General features: G+C 37.6%; 13 protein-coding genes. 11 read left to right on the forward strand and 2 right to left on the reverse strand.

Annotated features, from left to right (window positions below):
• Positions 1–154 precede the first annotated feature (154 nt).
• From EG346_RS13040 to EG346_RS25115, 8 genes are all read left to right on the forward strand, one after another.
• Positions 155–595: a GreA/GreB family elongation factor gene (locus tag EG346_RS13040; protein ID WP_123879107.1), complete on the forward strand. Its 441-nt coding sequence runs from the start codon at positions 155–157 to the stop codon at positions 593–595.
• 204 nt (positions 596–799) lie between these two features.
• The gene (locus tag EG346_RS13045) at positions 800–934 is read left to right on the forward strand and encodes an SDR family oxidoreductase (protein ID WP_394343261.1); all 135 of its coding nucleotides are present in this window, start codon (positions 800–802) and stop codon (positions 932–934) included.
• 120 nt (positions 935–1,054) lie between these two features.
• On the forward strand, positions 1,055–1,849 hold the full coding sequence (locus EG346_RS13050; protein WP_073333200.1) for a thymidylate synthase: 795 nt from the start codon (positions 1,055–1,057) through the stop codon (positions 1,847–1,849).
• Between the two features lie 372 nt (positions 1,850–2,221).
• The gene (locus tag EG346_RS13055) at positions 2,222–3,544 is read left to right on the forward strand and encodes a serine hydrolase domain-containing protein (RefSeq protein WP_228425878.1); all 1,323 of its coding nucleotides are present in this window, start codon (positions 2,222–2,224) and stop codon (positions 3,542–3,544) included.
• A gap of 1 nt (position 3,545) precedes the next feature.
• On the forward strand, positions 3,546–3,776 hold the full coding sequence (locus EG346_RS13060; protein WP_123879109.1) for a hypothetical protein: 231 nt from the start codon (positions 3,546–3,548) through the stop codon (positions 3,774–3,776).
• Positions 3,777–3,787: 11 nt separating this feature from the next.
• On the forward strand, positions 3,788–6,298 hold the full coding sequence (locus EG346_RS13065; protein ID WP_123879111.1) for a M1 family metallopeptidase: 2,511 nt from the start codon (positions 3,788–3,790) through the stop codon (positions 6,296–6,298).
• Positions 6,299–6,447: 149 nt separating this feature from the next.
• Positions 6,448–7,776, forward strand: coding sequence for a hydroxymethylglutaryl-CoA synthase family protein (locus tag EG346_RS13070; RefSeq protein ID WP_123879113.1), 1,329 nt, complete (start codon positions 6,448–6,450; stop codon positions 7,774–7,776).
• Between the two features lie 119 nt (positions 7,777–7,895).
• Positions 7,896–8,930, forward strand: coding sequence for a hypothetical protein (locus EG346_RS25115; RefSeq protein ID WP_228429331.1), 1,035 nt, complete (start codon positions 7,896–7,898; stop codon positions 8,928–8,930).
• Positions 8,931–8,974: 44 nt separating this feature from the next.
• Here EG346_RS25115 and EG346_RS13080 read toward each other — a convergent pair whose 3' ends face one another.
• Positions 8,975–9,901, reverse strand: a complete 927-nt coding sequence (locus EG346_RS13080) for an AraC family transcriptional regulator (RefSeq protein ID WP_123879115.1) — start codon at positions 9,899–9,901, stop codon at positions 8,975–8,977.
• 180 nt (positions 9,902–10,081) lie between these two features.
• On the opposite strand from EG346_RS13080, the gene EG346_RS13085 reads away from it, so the two are divergent.
• The 3 genes from EG346_RS13085 (at position 10,082) to EG346_RS13095 (ending at position 13,510) form a co-directional block, all read left to right on the forward strand.
• A complete protein-coding gene (locus tag EG346_RS13085) occupies positions 10,082–11,611 on the forward strand; it encodes an aldehyde dehydrogenase family protein (RefSeq protein WP_123879117.1) in 1,530 nt (509 codons plus the stop codon).
• A 328-nt stretch (positions 11,612–11,939) separates the two neighbouring features.
• On the forward strand, positions 11,940–12,974 hold the full coding sequence (gene adhP / locus EG346_RS13090; RefSeq protein ID WP_123879119.1) for an alcohol dehydrogenase AdhP: 1,035 nt from the start codon (positions 11,940–11,942) through the stop codon (positions 12,972–12,974).
• 152 nt (positions 12,975–13,126) lie between these two features.
• Positions 13,127–13,510, forward strand: coding sequence for a DUF779 domain-containing protein (locus tag EG346_RS13095; protein WP_073333175.1), 384 nt, complete (start codon positions 13,127–13,129; stop codon positions 13,508–13,510).
• 195 nt (positions 13,511–13,705) lie between these two features.
• Here the strand turns inward: EG346_RS13095 and EG346_RS13100 are convergent, their stop codons facing one another.
• A complete protein-coding gene (locus EG346_RS13100; protein WP_123879121.1) occupies positions 13,706–14,905 on the reverse strand; it encodes a dicarboxylate/amino acid:cation symporter in 1,200 nt (399 codons plus the stop codon).
• Positions 14,906–14,990: the final 85 nt, after the last annotated feature.

Below are 14,990 nucleotides of genomic sequence, written 5' to 3' on the forward strand. Positions count from 1 at the left end.
TGATCTATCTATTCAATAAGGGCGGGCTTTTGCCCGCTTATTTTTTGCATATTTGCAGTCAGCATAATCTTTATATGTGCATTTTTCATGCATCGGGAAACAGCCGTTAGGAGAATGAAGATGAAAAATCATTGGATAAGAAAAACAGGAAGACATGAATAAACAGGAATTATTAAACATCATAAAAACAAAGATCACAGATAAAATCCGCAATTTTGAAAACCTGATCGCAGAAACCCGTGCTTCCAGTAATGATACTAAAAGTTCAATGGGGGATAAATATGAAACCGGGCGTGAAATGCTTCAGCAGGAGATCAATAATCTTCAGAGACAGCTTAACGAATCGTTGAACCAACTTTCCGTTATTCAGAAAATATCTGCTGAACCTATGGATAAAGTACAGAATGGCGCTCTCGTTAAAACCGATAAGGGCTTCTTTTATATTGCAGCCTCTGTAGGAGAAATTGTGTATGAAAATCAAAAGCTTATGGCTATCTCTGCAGAATCTCCACTTGTAAAAGCGATGTTTGGCAAGAAAGCAGGTGAAATGTTTTCAGTCAATACAATATCTCAAACGATCCAAAGCATAGAATAACCGTATCATCTGATCTCTTTAATTATAATTAGGTTTCTATTTTCATAATAAATATTTAATAAAATCAGCCAGGATGTACTGCTTTATTGTTTTTGAATTATGATTTGTTTAATTTTTAAATGGATTTTTAAATAATTAGGTATTATTGTTGTAAAATTTAAAAAAAACTTTATTGTTGAAATTTTCAATAATAGTGATTTTTTGATGGGTACACATCCCATACGTCGTCTCGGGACCGCACAGGAAGTGGCAGAATTGGTTTTGTTCCTAAGCTCAGATAAATCTTCATTTATTACGGGAGCCTATTATCTTATAGACGGCGGATATACAGCTGTTTAATAGAGAATTAACATCACCCACATACAAAGCATTCATGAAAGTGAGTGCTTTTTTATGACCCATGATACCTGTAAATCGTTTAGTTTTTTCTAAATTTGAGCCATCAAAAGCGCTTTCAAAATGCAGAACTACCTAGACCTTTTACAGCATATTCTTGACAATGGAACAGATAAAACCGACAGAACCGGAACCGGAACCAGAAGTGTTTTCGGGTACCAGCTGAGGTATGATCTGTCAAAAGGTTTTCCTATGGTGACCACCAAAAAAGTACATTTGAAATCCATTATCTATGAATTGCTTTGGTTTTTGAAAGGCGATACCAATGTCAAATATCTGAATGATAATGGCGTAAGCATCTGGGATGAATGGGCAAACGAAAATGGTGATCTAGGTCCCGTTTATGGTGCACAGTGGAGAAGCTGGCAGGGAGCTGACGGAAAAGTGGTGGATCAGATCACAGAAGTAATTGATCAGATCAAGAAAAACCCTGATTCCAGAAGACTGATCGTTTCTGCATGGAATGCTGCTGAAATTCCTAATATGGCACTGGCACCATGCCATGCACTATTCCAGTTTTATGTAGCAGATGGAAAACTTTCACTGCAGTTGTATCAGAGAAGTGCTGATGTGTTTTTGGGCGTACCTTTCAATATCGCTAGTTATGCGTTATTACTCATGATGGTAGCACAGGTATGCGATCTTGAAGTTGGAGATTATGTCCACAGCTTCGGAGATGTTCATATTTACAACAACCATTTTGAGCAGGTGAACAGACAGCTTTCCAGAGAGCCAAGACCGCTTCCGGTAATGAAACTGAATCCAGACATCAAAGATATCTTCAGCTTTACTTTTGAAGATTTTACCCTTGAAAATTATGATCCGCATCCGGGAATCAAGGCTCCGGTAGCGATCTGATGAAACTTTCGGGGATTTTTGGCGCCGTTTTTATTGTTTTTCTTTTTAGTTGTCATAAAAAGGATGAAAAAGAACCAGTCCTATCAGATCTGTTGGTTGAAGACTTTGATTGTACAAAAGATGCTGTTTTTGATACTTTAAATGTGTCTCAGCATCTCAGAAAAATAGTAAAAGATATTTCCTCTTTAAATGTCTATGAGACGGACCAGCGAGGAAAAGGAGCAATAGGAACGCCCGCTAATTTTAAAAACTTTCAAAAATTATATACCAAAGCTTCAGAGCAGGATTACTTCCAAAGATTACAACTAATATTCTCATAATACATTATGTAACAGAATCTCTTATTTTACTACTGATTGTAAAATAGACAATATGATTCTGAAAAAAATGTTTTTCATTGCAGCGACAAGTGTTTCCTGCCTGGTATTTTCTCAAAATGCCAGCAAACAGAAATTAATGGATTATCTAGATTCACTTTCTGTTCATCATAAATTAATGGGAAGTTTTGCTATTGCAGAGAACGATCGGCCTGCTTTTCTGAAGACAACCGGATTTTCCGATGCTGCAAAACAGCAGAAGGCTAATATCAATACCCAATATCGCATAGGTTCTATTTCCAAAATATTTACCGCAGTACTTATCATGAAGGCTGTCGAAGACAAGAAACTTTCACTTAGTACAAAACTATCCCTGTTCTATCCCGAAATAGAATATGCGGATAAGATAACCATCGGAAATCTTTTACAGCATCGAAGCGGAATTCATAATCTCACCAATGAAGAAGAATACTGGACCTACAATACAAAACCGCAGACAGAAGAATCCTTGCTCTCTATCATCAAAAAATATAAAAGTGATTTTTCTCCGGGAACAAAATATGTATACAGCAATTCAAACTATATAATTCTGGGATTTATTTTAGAAAAAGTTTACGAAAAAAGTTATATCAGGCTGATTAAAGATAAAATTGCACGCCCCTTAAAATTAACACTGACTGAAGTGGGCGGGAAAATTGATCCATCCAAAAATCAGGCGCTTTCCTACCAATATACCAATGGAAACTATCAACTTTCGCAGGAAACGGATATGAGCATTCCGGTTGGCGCAGGGAATATTATTTCTACCCCTACCGAACTTATCAAATTGATCATTGGTCTGGAAAATGGGAAATTAATTAGCAAAAACAGTCTTGAGCAGATGAAAGGCTTTGTAGATAACTACGGCTACGGAATTGCCAAAGTGCCGTTTGAGCAATATTCAGGATATGGACATACAGGAGGAATTGATAATTTCCGGTCAGTACTGTATTATTTTCCCGAACTGAAAGTAGCAGTAAGCTTTGTTACCAACCAGTCCGACTACGATAATAATGATATTTCAATTAAAATGATACAGACAGTCCTTGGTAAAGATTTTAAAATGCCTAATTTTAAGGAAATTTCTGTTTCAGAAGAACTCCTTAAAAAATATGAAGGATTATATAAGGCAGAAGGCTTTCCTTTGGATATAAAAATATTTTCGGAAAACGGAAAACTGATGGGACAAGCTACAGGGCAAGGTAAATTTCCTCTTCAGGCAGTCTCTGAAAATGAATTTAAGTTTGAAATGGCAGGCATTAAAATGAAATTCAATACCGCAAAAGCGACAATGGATTTTTCGCAGGGTGCCAATAATTTTACCTTTAAGAAACAATAAAATGAAATATTTAAAAATCAATACAGAGCAAAATGCAGACCTTGAAGCACTACAAAATGCAGTTCTTCAGTTAAAAGGAGTCGCTTCGGCTGAAATCATTGATGACGAAAATCCGGAAAGTGAACTGAAAAAAGCTTTTGCTAAAACCAAAGAACAGCTTAAAACAGGCGACTACGAAACCTTGGTAAATGATATTTTTGATATCATAACAAAAAATAATTCTAAAAAATAATAAAGTAACAGATGAAAAAGGCGATTTTATCGATTGCTATACTGGGAATCTTCTTTTCCGCAAACGTATCAGCACAAACCGAAACTTCAGGAAGAGAAAAGGTGTACAGAGCTACCCACACCAAAGTGACGGAGCTTAAACATACCAAGCTTAAAGTCAATTTCGATTATCAGAAAGAACAGATGGGCGGAGAAGAATGGCTGACAGCCTCTCCCTATTTCTATCCTACCAATGAGTTGACGCTGGATGCAAAAGGAATGCTGATTCATGAAGTAGCACTTGATAACAACGGAAAAAGATCACCTCTGAAATATGAATATAAAGATGAAATTCTAAAGATAAATCTTGATAAAACCTATCAGAAAAATCAGGAATATACGGTCTATATCAAATATACAGCACGTCCTAATGAGGTAAAACAGAAAGGAAGTATGGCCATTAATGATGCCAAAGGACTTTATTTCATCAATGCACAGGGTAAAAATCCGGATATGCCAACACAGATCTGGACACAAGGGGAGACAGAATCTTCTTCCGCATGGTTCCCAACCATTGATAAACCGAATCAGAAGACCACCCAGGAGATTTATATGACGGTTCCTGACAAGTATGTCACCCTTTCCAACGGAATTTTAAAAGATTCCCAGAAAGAAGGCAACAACTTGAGAACAGACCACTGGGTAATGGATAAAAGACATGCTACCTACCTTTTCTTTATGGGAGTCGGTGAATATGCCATCGTTAAAGACAAATGGAAAAATATTCCGGTAGATTATTATATCGAAAAAGAATACGAACCTTATGCAAAACAGATCTACGGAAACACTCCCGAAATGATCGAGTTTTTCTCAAAAAAAATAGGCTATGATTATCCGTGGGCAAAATATGCACAGATCTCAGGAAGAGATTATGTAAGCGGTGCCATGGAAAACACGACGGCAACCCTTCATGGAAGTGATATCCTTCAGAAACCGGGACAGCTTATCGATGAGAACAAATGGGAAGATACCATTGCCCATGAACTCTTCCACCACTGGTTTGGAGACCTGGTAACAGCAGAAAGCTGGAGTAACCTTACTGTAAATGAATCTTTTGCCAATTACTCCGAGTACCTTTGGAATGAATATAAATACGGAAAAGATCAGGCAGATTACCACCAGATGTCGGATGTAAATATGTATATCCATAATCCGTCTGACTTCAAGAAAAATCTCGTAAGATTCAATTACGATTCCCGTGAAGATGTTTTTGATCTGGTAACCTATCAAAAAGGAGGAGGAATCCTTCATATGTTGAGAAACTATCTGGGAGATGATGCTTTCTTTGCCGGAATGAATGATTACCTGAAAACCAATGAATATCAGAATGCAGAAGCGCATCAGCTAAGATTGTCTTTTGAAAAAGTTTCCGGAAAAGACCTGAACTGGTTCTTCAACCAATGGTATTTCGGAAGCGGAAATCCAAAACTGAATTATTCATTTACTTTTGAGCCTGTGAAAAAGCAGGTGACATTAACCCTCAATCAAACTCAGGAGCAGATGTTTGAATTTCCTCTTGCAATAGATGTATACGACAACGGAAAGCCGAAAAGATATAATGTTTGGGTCAATGCAGAAGCTAAAAACACATTCAATTTTGATGTTTCTAAAAATCCTGACCTGATCAATATCAATGCAGACGGAATTTTGCTGGCAGATATTATTGATACGAAAACTCCGGAGCAAAACCTGATGCAGTTTACGAATTCTAAGGAATTTAAAAGCAGATATAAAGCTTTAACAGCGATAAAAGATCAGGTAGGAAAAAATCCTGCTGCTACAAAATTGTTAGCTGCAGCCCTTAAAGATCCTTACTTCAGAACCCGAATCAAAGCTCTTCAGTTAATGGATCTTTCGAATCCTGAACAAATGAAAGCTTTAGGTGCTGATGTAGAGAAACTGGCGTCCAATGATCCGAAAACACTGGTTCAGGCTGCTGCGATTGCTGCATTAACTAAAACTAAGGATAAGAAATACCTGCCGATGTTTGAAAAAGGCGTTAATGCTGTTTCCAATGCTGTAAAAGGGACTTCATTAAATGCTGTTTTAACAGTAGATCCGTCAAAAGCCAATGCACTCGCAGATAAAATAGATCTTGAAGGCGCTTCAGAAGAATTGCTGAGCCAGCTTCTTCCGGTAATTGTCAAGAATAAAGTGACTTCACAAATGTCTAATATCACGCCGCTTGTCGCATTTTATCCCTTCATTAAATTCCAGAACCCGGAATTAGGTAAGTCTGCGGAAGAAGGCTATAACTGGATCATGAGCTCGGACAATCTCAAAGCTACGGAAAACATTACAAAAATAATCAGTAATGCAAAAGGACAGATGGGAGATAATCCTCAGGTAAAAATGATGATTTCCCAGATGCTTAAAGACGGCTTAAATAAGAAAATGGAGCTCTTGAGACAAAATCCTCAGAATGCGGCCAGTATCAACAAACAGATTGATGCCATCAACAAAGCCATTGAAGATTTTAAGTAAAAAGATCATTAAAATTGATAAGAATGTAAAACCGCTGTATCGAACAGCGGTTTTTTTATGATTTTTGTATTTAAAAGACAAATTATGCCTGAGAAATGAGGGTATATTCAAACATCATTTTATAAATTCGTATAAAAATTTAGAATAAAATGACTTTTGGAATTGAGGCTGCGGGCTATTATGTGCCGTCTTTGTATTTAGAAATCAAAGACCTGGCGGAGAAAAGAGGAATTGAATCTGCAAAACTGGAAAAAGGATTGGGACTGCATAAAATGGGATTTCCCGATGTTCATGAAGATGCGGCTACACTGGCAGCCGAAGCTTTATTGAAGATGATCAGAGATTATGAAATCAATCCGAAAGAGATAGCAAGGATTTATTTAGGAACAGAAAGCGCCCTGGATGCTGCAAAACCTACCGCGTCCTATGCCATGCAGATGGTAGAGAAAGTGCTGGAAAAAGAGTTTGGCGAAAGATGTTTCAGAAACTGTGATGTGGTAGATATGACCTTTGCCTGCATTGGAGCAGTGGATGCTTTACATAATTCTCTTGATTTTGTAAGAGTAAATCCAGACAAAAAAGCAGTTGTTATTGCCAGTGATTATGCTAAATACGAACTTGCTTCTTCAGGTGAATATACTCAGGGCGGAGGTGCTGTGGCACTTATGATCTCATCAAAACCGGACCTTCTTGAAATCGAAAATAATTGGGGCGTAGCTACAGAAAGTGTTTTTGACTTTTTCAAACCAAGAAGAGTATATGACAAAGAAGATTTAACTACAGCGCCGGAGAATTTCCCTGATACCATAGAAGTATTTACGGATGAGCCGGTTTTTGACGGACAGTATTCAAACCAATGTTATCAGGACAGGATCAGGGAAGCCTATCAGCATTACAAAGAAATTACGGGAGAAGATAAACCCTATGAAGCATGGCGGTATCTTATCTTCCATCTTCCCTATGCGCTTCATGGCAAAAGAGTTTTTACCGAGATCTATAGCCTTGAAAACGGGCTTTCTTACGAAACTCCCGATGAACAGAAAGCGGTTGCCAAATCTGAAGGATATCTTAATTTCATCAGTGAAAAAATTGAGAGATCACAGAGAGCATCTTCAGAAATAGGAAATATGTATACCGCTTCTATTTTTATGGCGCTATTGTCTGCTCTTCAGGTTTCTTATAATGAGGGAGAAGAAATGGCGGGTGCTCAGGTAGGATTCTTAGGATATGGAAGTGGTTCTAAATCTAAAGTCTTTGCCGGCAAAATATCCAAAAACTGGAAAACCGTCGTTTCAAAATGGAATTTGTTTGAAAACTTAAAAAACAGAATATCCATTGATTTTGAAACCTATGAAAAGTTGCATCGGAAACAACTTAAAAGATCGGTCAATACAAGCTATAAAGGCTTTGGGTTGAAATCTGTAGAATCAGAAAATCCTGTATTGAAAGGAGCAAGATATTATCATTACCAGGATTAAAAAAATTATATATACTGATAAATTATTCTGATATTCTTGAAAAAATATTTAAATTTGCCAACTTTTATTGAGCTGTTTTAGTTTGATAGGAGTGATCAATAATTTTAAACACAAACTTTATGAAAAAAGCATTATCAGTTCTAGGTCTAGTTATTTGTGAACTACTATTTTCTCAAGATATCCCATTCAACAAATTATATGGTAATGGTGATCCTATAAATTTTTATTTGGGTCATTATCCTGTATCAGGTTCAGATGGGTTGGATATTAATTGGTATGGTGGGGTAAGGCTTCGTACATCTACTGGAGTCGGTTTTCAATTAACAGAAATTGGGAATGTTGGAATTGGCACTTCAACTCCTAAGACTAAGTTCGATGTTAATTTTGGAAACGAAGAAAAAGCGATTAGATTCTTTCAGCCTTTTGCCGCGCAAAATCCTATTAATACATTGGTTTCTTCCCTTATGTTTACATGGTATAATAATCATGCAGATATGGGTATTATTAGAGGAGATTCAGATAATATTATCGGACTCGGATTCAGATTTAATGGCGAAGAAAAAGTAAGATTTATTCCTAACGGTAATGTGGGAATTGGAACAAATACTCCTCAATATAAATTGGATGTTGTTGGGGATGCTCAATTTCAGGATATTATAAGCGGTGGAACAAATTCCTGGATTTTTCATACTCCTGATGGTGGTGGAAAATTAATGCATCTTGCTCCAAAAAATGTAGCGAATAATGATTGGGATTGGAGTAAAGCATTAATAATAAATGGAGATAATGGAAATGCATTATTAAATGGGAAATTTGAAGCAAAAGAAGTAAAAGTAACTCTTACGCCAACTGCTGATTTTGTGTTTGAAAATGAATACAATCTTCCAAAGTTAGAAGATGTTGAAAAGCACATTAAAGAAAAGAAACATTTGCCGGAAATTGCTTCTGCAAAAGTAATGGAGAAAGATGGGGTGAATATTGGCGAATTTCAGATCAAACTTTTACAAAAGATAGAAGAACTTACTCTTTACTCCATAGAGCAGAACAAGCAAATCAAAAAACTTCAGGAAGAAAATAAGACTTTAAAGTCTCAATCCGAAAAGATTAATAAACTGGAGAAGCAGTTAGAGCAGATTGTTTCAAAAAAAAAATAATTGGTTTATAACTAAAAAGAGCAGAAGAATCTGCTCTTTTTAGTTTATTTAAAAAACACTGTTTTGTTTTGATAACTCTTAGGAGTAACTCCTACCAATTGCTTAAATACTCGGGTAAAATAATTAGTATCCGAAAAACCGGTCTGGTAAGCTGTTTCCTTAATGCTGTTTTGGCCCGCTAATAATTCCTTTGCCCTGTTGATTCTTTCCTGCAGGATAAAATCGTTCGGAGAAGTTCCTAGCTCGTCTTTGAACATTTTGAAGAAATTCGACTTACTTACATAAGCCAGTTTAGCAATACTATCAATCGAGAGCTTTTGGTGAAGATTTTTTCTGATGTAGTCTACCGCGAATCCTATTCTTGATTTATTTTTAGCGATATTTTTTTCCACCATACTTCTTGCCTGGGTTTGCATAAGTCTGATCAACAGTTCTTTCAGTGCAAAATCTGCCATGATATCCTTTTGGGAATTATCATCCATTGCAATTCTCATAATGTTGTTGGTTGCTGAGGCCAGAGACTTGTTATTAAAAAGAAAAAACTCATCCAGCTGGATATTCCATTGTGAGGAGTCATCCACTTTAGGAAGAGTATAGTTTAAGTAATTAAGAGAATCCTCTATAAAATCCGGATTAAGGCTTAAAGAAATACATTGGGTTGGCGCCTCGTCTGCTTCAGGAAAGTCGATCACCATTGTTTCTCCAGGTGCTACCAAAATACTTTCACCCGGGAAATAATCAAAATAATTCGTTTTATTATCCAGCTTCATATGCTTTTTTCCTCTCAGCATAGACGTAAAAGCAATATTTTCAAAGTGAAGTTTTACGCCATAAGCAGCTTGATGGGTTTCATAAATATTAAATTCACAGTTGTTTAGACTGAATTTTGTCTGGTTCTCAACAAGATTCAATAACTGGCTCTCCTTTTTTAATTCAGGAGTATTTAATAAAAATTTATTATTGTTATTCATTTCTAAACATTTTGTAAAACCCAATAACTCAAATATATAAATTTTAGACCTACACTGTTGTTAATAAAATTATAAAATTCGGCATCTGTACTATTTTAATGTTTTTTTGTACGATTGTGCTATTGCTTTTTCATTTCAAAATGTAACTTGGCATTAAGAAAAAAATAAAATTATATCAATATGAGCACGATTACAGAACCAAAATCAGATACTACGTTTCAGTGGCCTGAATTTAAAAACAAATATGATAATTACATTGACGGTAAATTTACGCCTCCAGTTAACGGGCAGTACTTTAATGTAGTTTCACCTGTTAACGGTAAAAACTTTACTCAGGTAGCCCACTCATCCAAGGAAGATTTGGAGTTGGCAGTCAATGCTGCAGAAAAAGCTTTTCAAACCTGGAAAAATACTTCATCTACGGAAAGAAGTATTATCCTGAACAAAATTGCAGACAGAATCGAGCAGAATCTGGAATACCTTGCTATTGTTGAAACTATTGACAACGGAAAAGCAGTAAGAGAAACTTTAGCGGCTGACTTACCTCTTGCCATAGACCATTTCAGATACTTTGCTTCCGTGATCCGTGCAGACGAAGGTTCTCACAATGAACTGGATAAGGATACCGTATCTCTGATTGTTCATGAGCCTCTGGGAGTCATTGCCCAGATCATTCCCTGGAACTTCCCGATATTGATGGCCGTATGGAAGCTGGCTCCGGCACTGGCAGCAGGGAACTGTGTCGTGTTGAAACCTGCAGAAAGCACTCCGGTTTCTATTCTGGTTTTAATGGAAATTATCGGTGATCTTTTGCCTGCAGGAGTTATTAATATTGTGAACGGTTTCGGAGCAGAGCTGGGAAGAGCTTTGGTTACCAACCCAAAAGTAGCAAAAGCAGCTTTTACAGGTTCTACCGCTACAGGACGTCTTGTGATGCAATACGCCACAGAAAATATTATCCCGGTAACACTTGAGTTAGGAGGAAAATCTCCAAATGTTTTCTTCAGTTCAGTAATGGATGCAGACGATGAGTTCCTTGATAAAGCCATTGAAGGAGCTGTTCTTTTCGCCCTTAATCAGGGAGAAATCTGTACATGTCCTTCAAGATTGCTGGTTCAGGAAGATATTGCCGATGCATTCATTGCAAAAGTGATCGAAAGAGTGAAAGCCATCAAAGTAGGAAATCCGCTGGATAAAACCGTTATGATGGGAGCTCAGGCTTCTCAGATCCAGAAAGACAAAATCCTTTCCTACATTCAGCTGGGAAAAGAAGAAGGTGCTGAAGTTCTTGTAGGTGGAGAAGTAAACAATGTAGGAGAAAACTTAGAGGACGGATTCTATATTCAGCCGACTATTTTCAAAGGAAACAACAGAATGAGAATTTTCCAGGAAGAGATCTTCGGGCCGGTATTGGCATTTACGACTTTCAAAGACGAAGAAGAGGGAATAAAAATTGCCAACGACACAATCTATGGACTTGGTGCAGGGGTTTGGACAAGAGATGCACACCAGCTTTACAATGTTCCACGCCAGATTCAGGCAGGAAGAGTTTGGGTAAATCAATACCATTCTTATCCGGCAGGAGCACCTTTCGGAGGGTATAAGCAGTCTGGAATCGGTAGAGAAAATCATAAAATGATGCTTGATCACTACCGTCAGACTAAAAATATGCTGATCTCCTACAACAAAAACAAATTAGGTTTCTTTTAATTTTTAAATATTAGGGCGTGCCCGTTTGCCCCGGCTCTGCCGGGGCAAAACGGTCGGGCTTTTCCAGGGCTTCACTTCGTTTCGGTGATCCATTTCATTCTGCACCGGCTCGTTCCTCACCTCCCTTTCCATCCCTCACGCGAAAAATAGACGTCCTTATCTGAAATATTTGGGTAAGAAGGAATTCTATTATCGTTAAGGAAACAATTTTCAATGTGAAAAGTCAATTTTGCTCCGCAATTCAATAGTGAATGACCAACGATTAAGATTCACAATTGACAACTCACTTTTAACAACCAATATCAACCAAAAACTAAACTCAAATAATATGATTCCAAAAACAATGAAAGCCGCAGTAGTTCAGGGCTACGGGCAACCGCTAAAAATAGAAGAAGTTCCGGTAAGAGAGCCCGGAAGATATGAAGTGCTGGTAAAAGTAATCGCCTGTGGAGTTTGCCACACAGACTTACATGCGATCGATGGCGATTGGCCGGCAAAACCAAAAATGCCTTTAATTCCCGGACATGAAGGAGTAGGAATCGTAGTAGCCTGCGGACCTGAAGCATATGTAAAAGAAGGCGATGCAGTGGGAGTTCCATGGTTGTATAGTGCCTGCGGGTGCTGTGATTATTGCATTACAGGATGGGAAACACTGTGTGAAGCTCAGAAAAATGGAGGTTATAGTGTAGATGGGGCTTTTGCGGAATATGTGATTGCAGATTCAAGATATGTAGGACATTTAAAATCGGATGTCAACTTTTTAGAAATTGCCCCTATTTTGTGTGCAGGAGTGACAGTGTATAAAGGATTGAAAGAAACAGAAACGAAACCAGGAGAATGGGTAGCTATTTCAGGAATAGGCGGATTGGGGCATGTAGCGGTACAATATGCAAAAGCAATGGGAATGCATGTAGCAGCCATTGATGTATCAGATGACAAACTGGAATTAGCAAAAAAACTGGGAGCCGATCTGGTTGTGAATGCAAAAACTACCGATCCGGGACAATATCTGCATAAAGAAGTTGGTGGTATGCATGGCGCGCTCATTACAGCAGTATCCCCGATTGCCTTCAAACAGGGAATTGATGTTCTGAGAAGAAAAGGAACGATCGCATTGAATGGTCTTCCACCAGGCTCTTTTGAACTCCCGATTTTTGAAACTGTATTAAAGAGAATAACCGTGAGAGGGTCTATTGTCGGTACAAGGAAAGATCTTCAGGAAGCACTGGATTTCGCCAATGAAGGCCTTGTGAAAGCAACGGTGACCTCTGCAAAACTGGAAGATATCAATGATGTTTTTGATAAAATGAAGAAAGGGCAGATAGATGGCAGAATCGTACTCGATATTGCCGGCTCCATGTAAGCATGATGAGTTAAAAATCCCGGTAGAATTATTTTGCCGGGCTTTTTATTCAAAGAAGCAAATAAAATAATTTCTTATGGTTTTAATTAAATCTTCGTACCTTAAAAGAAACAAACTTGGCCCGTCTAAGTTTTAAATATAAAAAGAAAAAAATGGAAACTACGATATCAAGATTATCCGCTACAGAAAAAGCACTTGACGTTATTTATCAGCTGGAAGATCAATATGGTGCCCTGATGTTTTACCAGGCAGGAGGATGCTGTGAAGGTACCCAGCCGCAATGTTTTGAGAAAGGAGGATTCTTTCCAAGAATGAATGACGCCATGATAGGAACGATTAATGGTCATGAATTCTGGATAGACCGTGATTTATTCGAATACTGGAAATATTCCCATTTTACTTTGGATGTTACAGATGGTTTCGGTCCGGGCGGATTTTCATTGGAAACTCCGTTAGGTAAAACATTCAAGGTTCAATACAGACTCTTCACTAAAGAAGAATATGAAAACCTTGAACCCGTAAAACGGAGTGAGTAAAAATATTGATCATCAACGGAACTTTATAACAATCTGTTATCGAAAACATTTTCAATTGATTACTCAATGAGAAAAATAATGATACCTCAAACTTTCAAAAATTGAATAGATCAGGCATATGTATCTATAAATTTAAATCTAATTTCAGATATATAGGTATTGTTTCCTGTTCTTCATTCTTTTCTCTCCCTCTCTCTATACTTTCACAAACCGGTTCACAAACATGGCTGCGACAATATCTCCCACAGCATTCAGAACTGTAGCTAAAGGATCCACCAGTGTCCCGATAATCATCACTGCGGGGATAGCTTCCTGAGGTAATTTATAGACCGAAATCATAAGCATTTCACCAATATATCCACCGTTTGGAATCCCACCCGCAACAATACTTACAAAAACTGTGATTCCTAAAGCCAGCAGTAAATTGGCAGGATCAAAGAAATCTTTTCCAATGATCAGAAAAGCCACATATATTTTGATGATGGAAGACATGGAAGATCCGTTTTTATGCAATGTTGTTCCAATTGGAATAACCAGGTTGGCAATGGAATTGGGAATACCGATCTTCGAGGCTGCCTGAAGATTAGCTGGCATGGTAGCAAAGCTGCTGCAGGTACTTAGGGCGGTTAGGGTAGGATAGACCGCATTTTTCCAGAAACTTCTGATCCCATTTTGCCCGTCTGCCATAAAAGCGTATAACGAAAAGAAGACAAAGAAATATACAATTCCAGCAACGTAATAAAGCCCCAATGGTTTTGCATAGAAACCAAAAAGCTGAGGTCCCAGCGTAGCGACCTGATAGGCAAAATAAGCCCCAAGACCAATAGGTGCCAGTTTCATGATCAGTAAAAGAAGTTCCTTCATCACCTCATATCCTGAAGCAATAAAAACCCTGAATGGCTGTCCTTTATCTCCGGCTTTACGAGCTGCAAATCCAGTCATAAAAGCGAAAATAAGAAGAGCTAGCATATTCTGTCTTGAAAAAAGTTGAGTAAATTCTCCAACCGTAAAGAAACTGACAATCCTGTTTCCCCAGCTATCTTCACTGGCCGCTTCAGTTATCATTTCAGAACTGCCTGAAACTCCTGAAACGGGAAATACATACACCGCACAAATCGTAAAAACGGCTGCCGTTAAAATGAAAAACAGAAAAGTAAAGGACATCACTAAAATGATTTTCCCAAATTTAGACCCTTGTTCCAGGGAAGCAATAGAATTGGATACAGCAAAGAATACCAATGGTACTACACTTACAAAAAGAAGATTCAGGAAGATATCTCCCAAAGGTTTAATATAGTCTACAATACCGGGAGCAGTTACTCCTATAATGCTTCCTATAGCAATTCCTAAGAGCAAAAGTATAATTCCTGAGTAGTTTTTCAGTACCTCTTTCATTCAACGCTTTTTATCAAAGATAGGCTTATTTTTAACATTCTCTTATATAAATTTCAGGCGCAAATTTCATAAATTTGAGTAAATA

It is taken from the genome of Chryseobacterium carnipullorum, from assembly GCF_003815695.1.
Taxonomy (GTDB): domain Bacteria; phylum Bacteroidota; class Bacteroidia; order Flavobacteriales; family Weeksellaceae; genus Chryseobacterium; species Chryseobacterium carnipullorum.

Coding starts and splice junctions, on each gene's coding strand:
- EG346_RS13045 (WP_394343261.1), top strand. CDS start 800: ATGGGTACACATCCCATACGTCGTCTCGGGACCGCACAGGAAGTGGCA.
- EG346_RS13095 (WP_073333175.1), top strand. CDS start 13,127: ATGGAAACTACGATATCAAGATTATCCGCTACAGAAAAAGCACTTGAC.
- EG346_RS13040 (WP_123879107.1), top strand. CDS start 155: ATGAATAAACAGGAATTATTAAACATCATAAAAACAAAGATCACAGAT.
- EG346_RS13080 (WP_123879115.1), bottom strand. CDS start 9,901: ATGAATAACAATAATAAATTTTTATTAAATACTCCTGAATTAAAAAAG.
- EG346_RS13070 (WP_123879113.1), top strand. CDS start 6,448: ATGACTTTTGGAATTGAGGCTGCGGGCTATTATGTGCCGTCTTTGTAT.
- EG346_RS25115 (WP_228429331.1), top strand. CDS start 7,896: ATGAAAAAAGCATTATCAGTTCTAGGTCTAGTTATTTGTGAACTACTA.
- EG346_RS13060 (WP_123879109.1), top strand. CDS start 3,546: ATGAAATATTTAAAAATCAATACAGAGCAAAATGCAGACCTTGAAGCA.
- adhP (WP_123879119.1), top strand. CDS start 11,940: ATGATTCCAAAAACAATGAAAGCCGCAGTAGTTCAGGGCTACGGGCAA.
- EG346_RS13050 (WP_073333200.1), top strand. CDS start 1,055: ATGCAGAACTACCTAGACCTTTTACAGCATATTCTTGACAATGGAACA.
- EG346_RS13065 (WP_123879111.1), top strand. CDS start 3,788: ATGAAAAAGGCGATTTTATCGATTGCTATACTGGGAATCTTCTTTTCC.
- EG346_RS13055 (WP_228425878.1), top strand. CDS start 2,222: ATGATTCTGAAAAAAATGTTTTTCATTGCAGCGACAAGTGTTTCCTGC.
- EG346_RS13100 (WP_123879121.1), bottom strand. CDS start 14,905: ATGAAAGAGGTACTGAAAAACTACTCAGGAATTATACTTTTGCTCTTA.
- EG346_RS13085 (WP_123879117.1), top strand. CDS start 10,082: ATGAGCACGATTACAGAACCAAAATCAGATACTACGTTTCAGTGGCCT.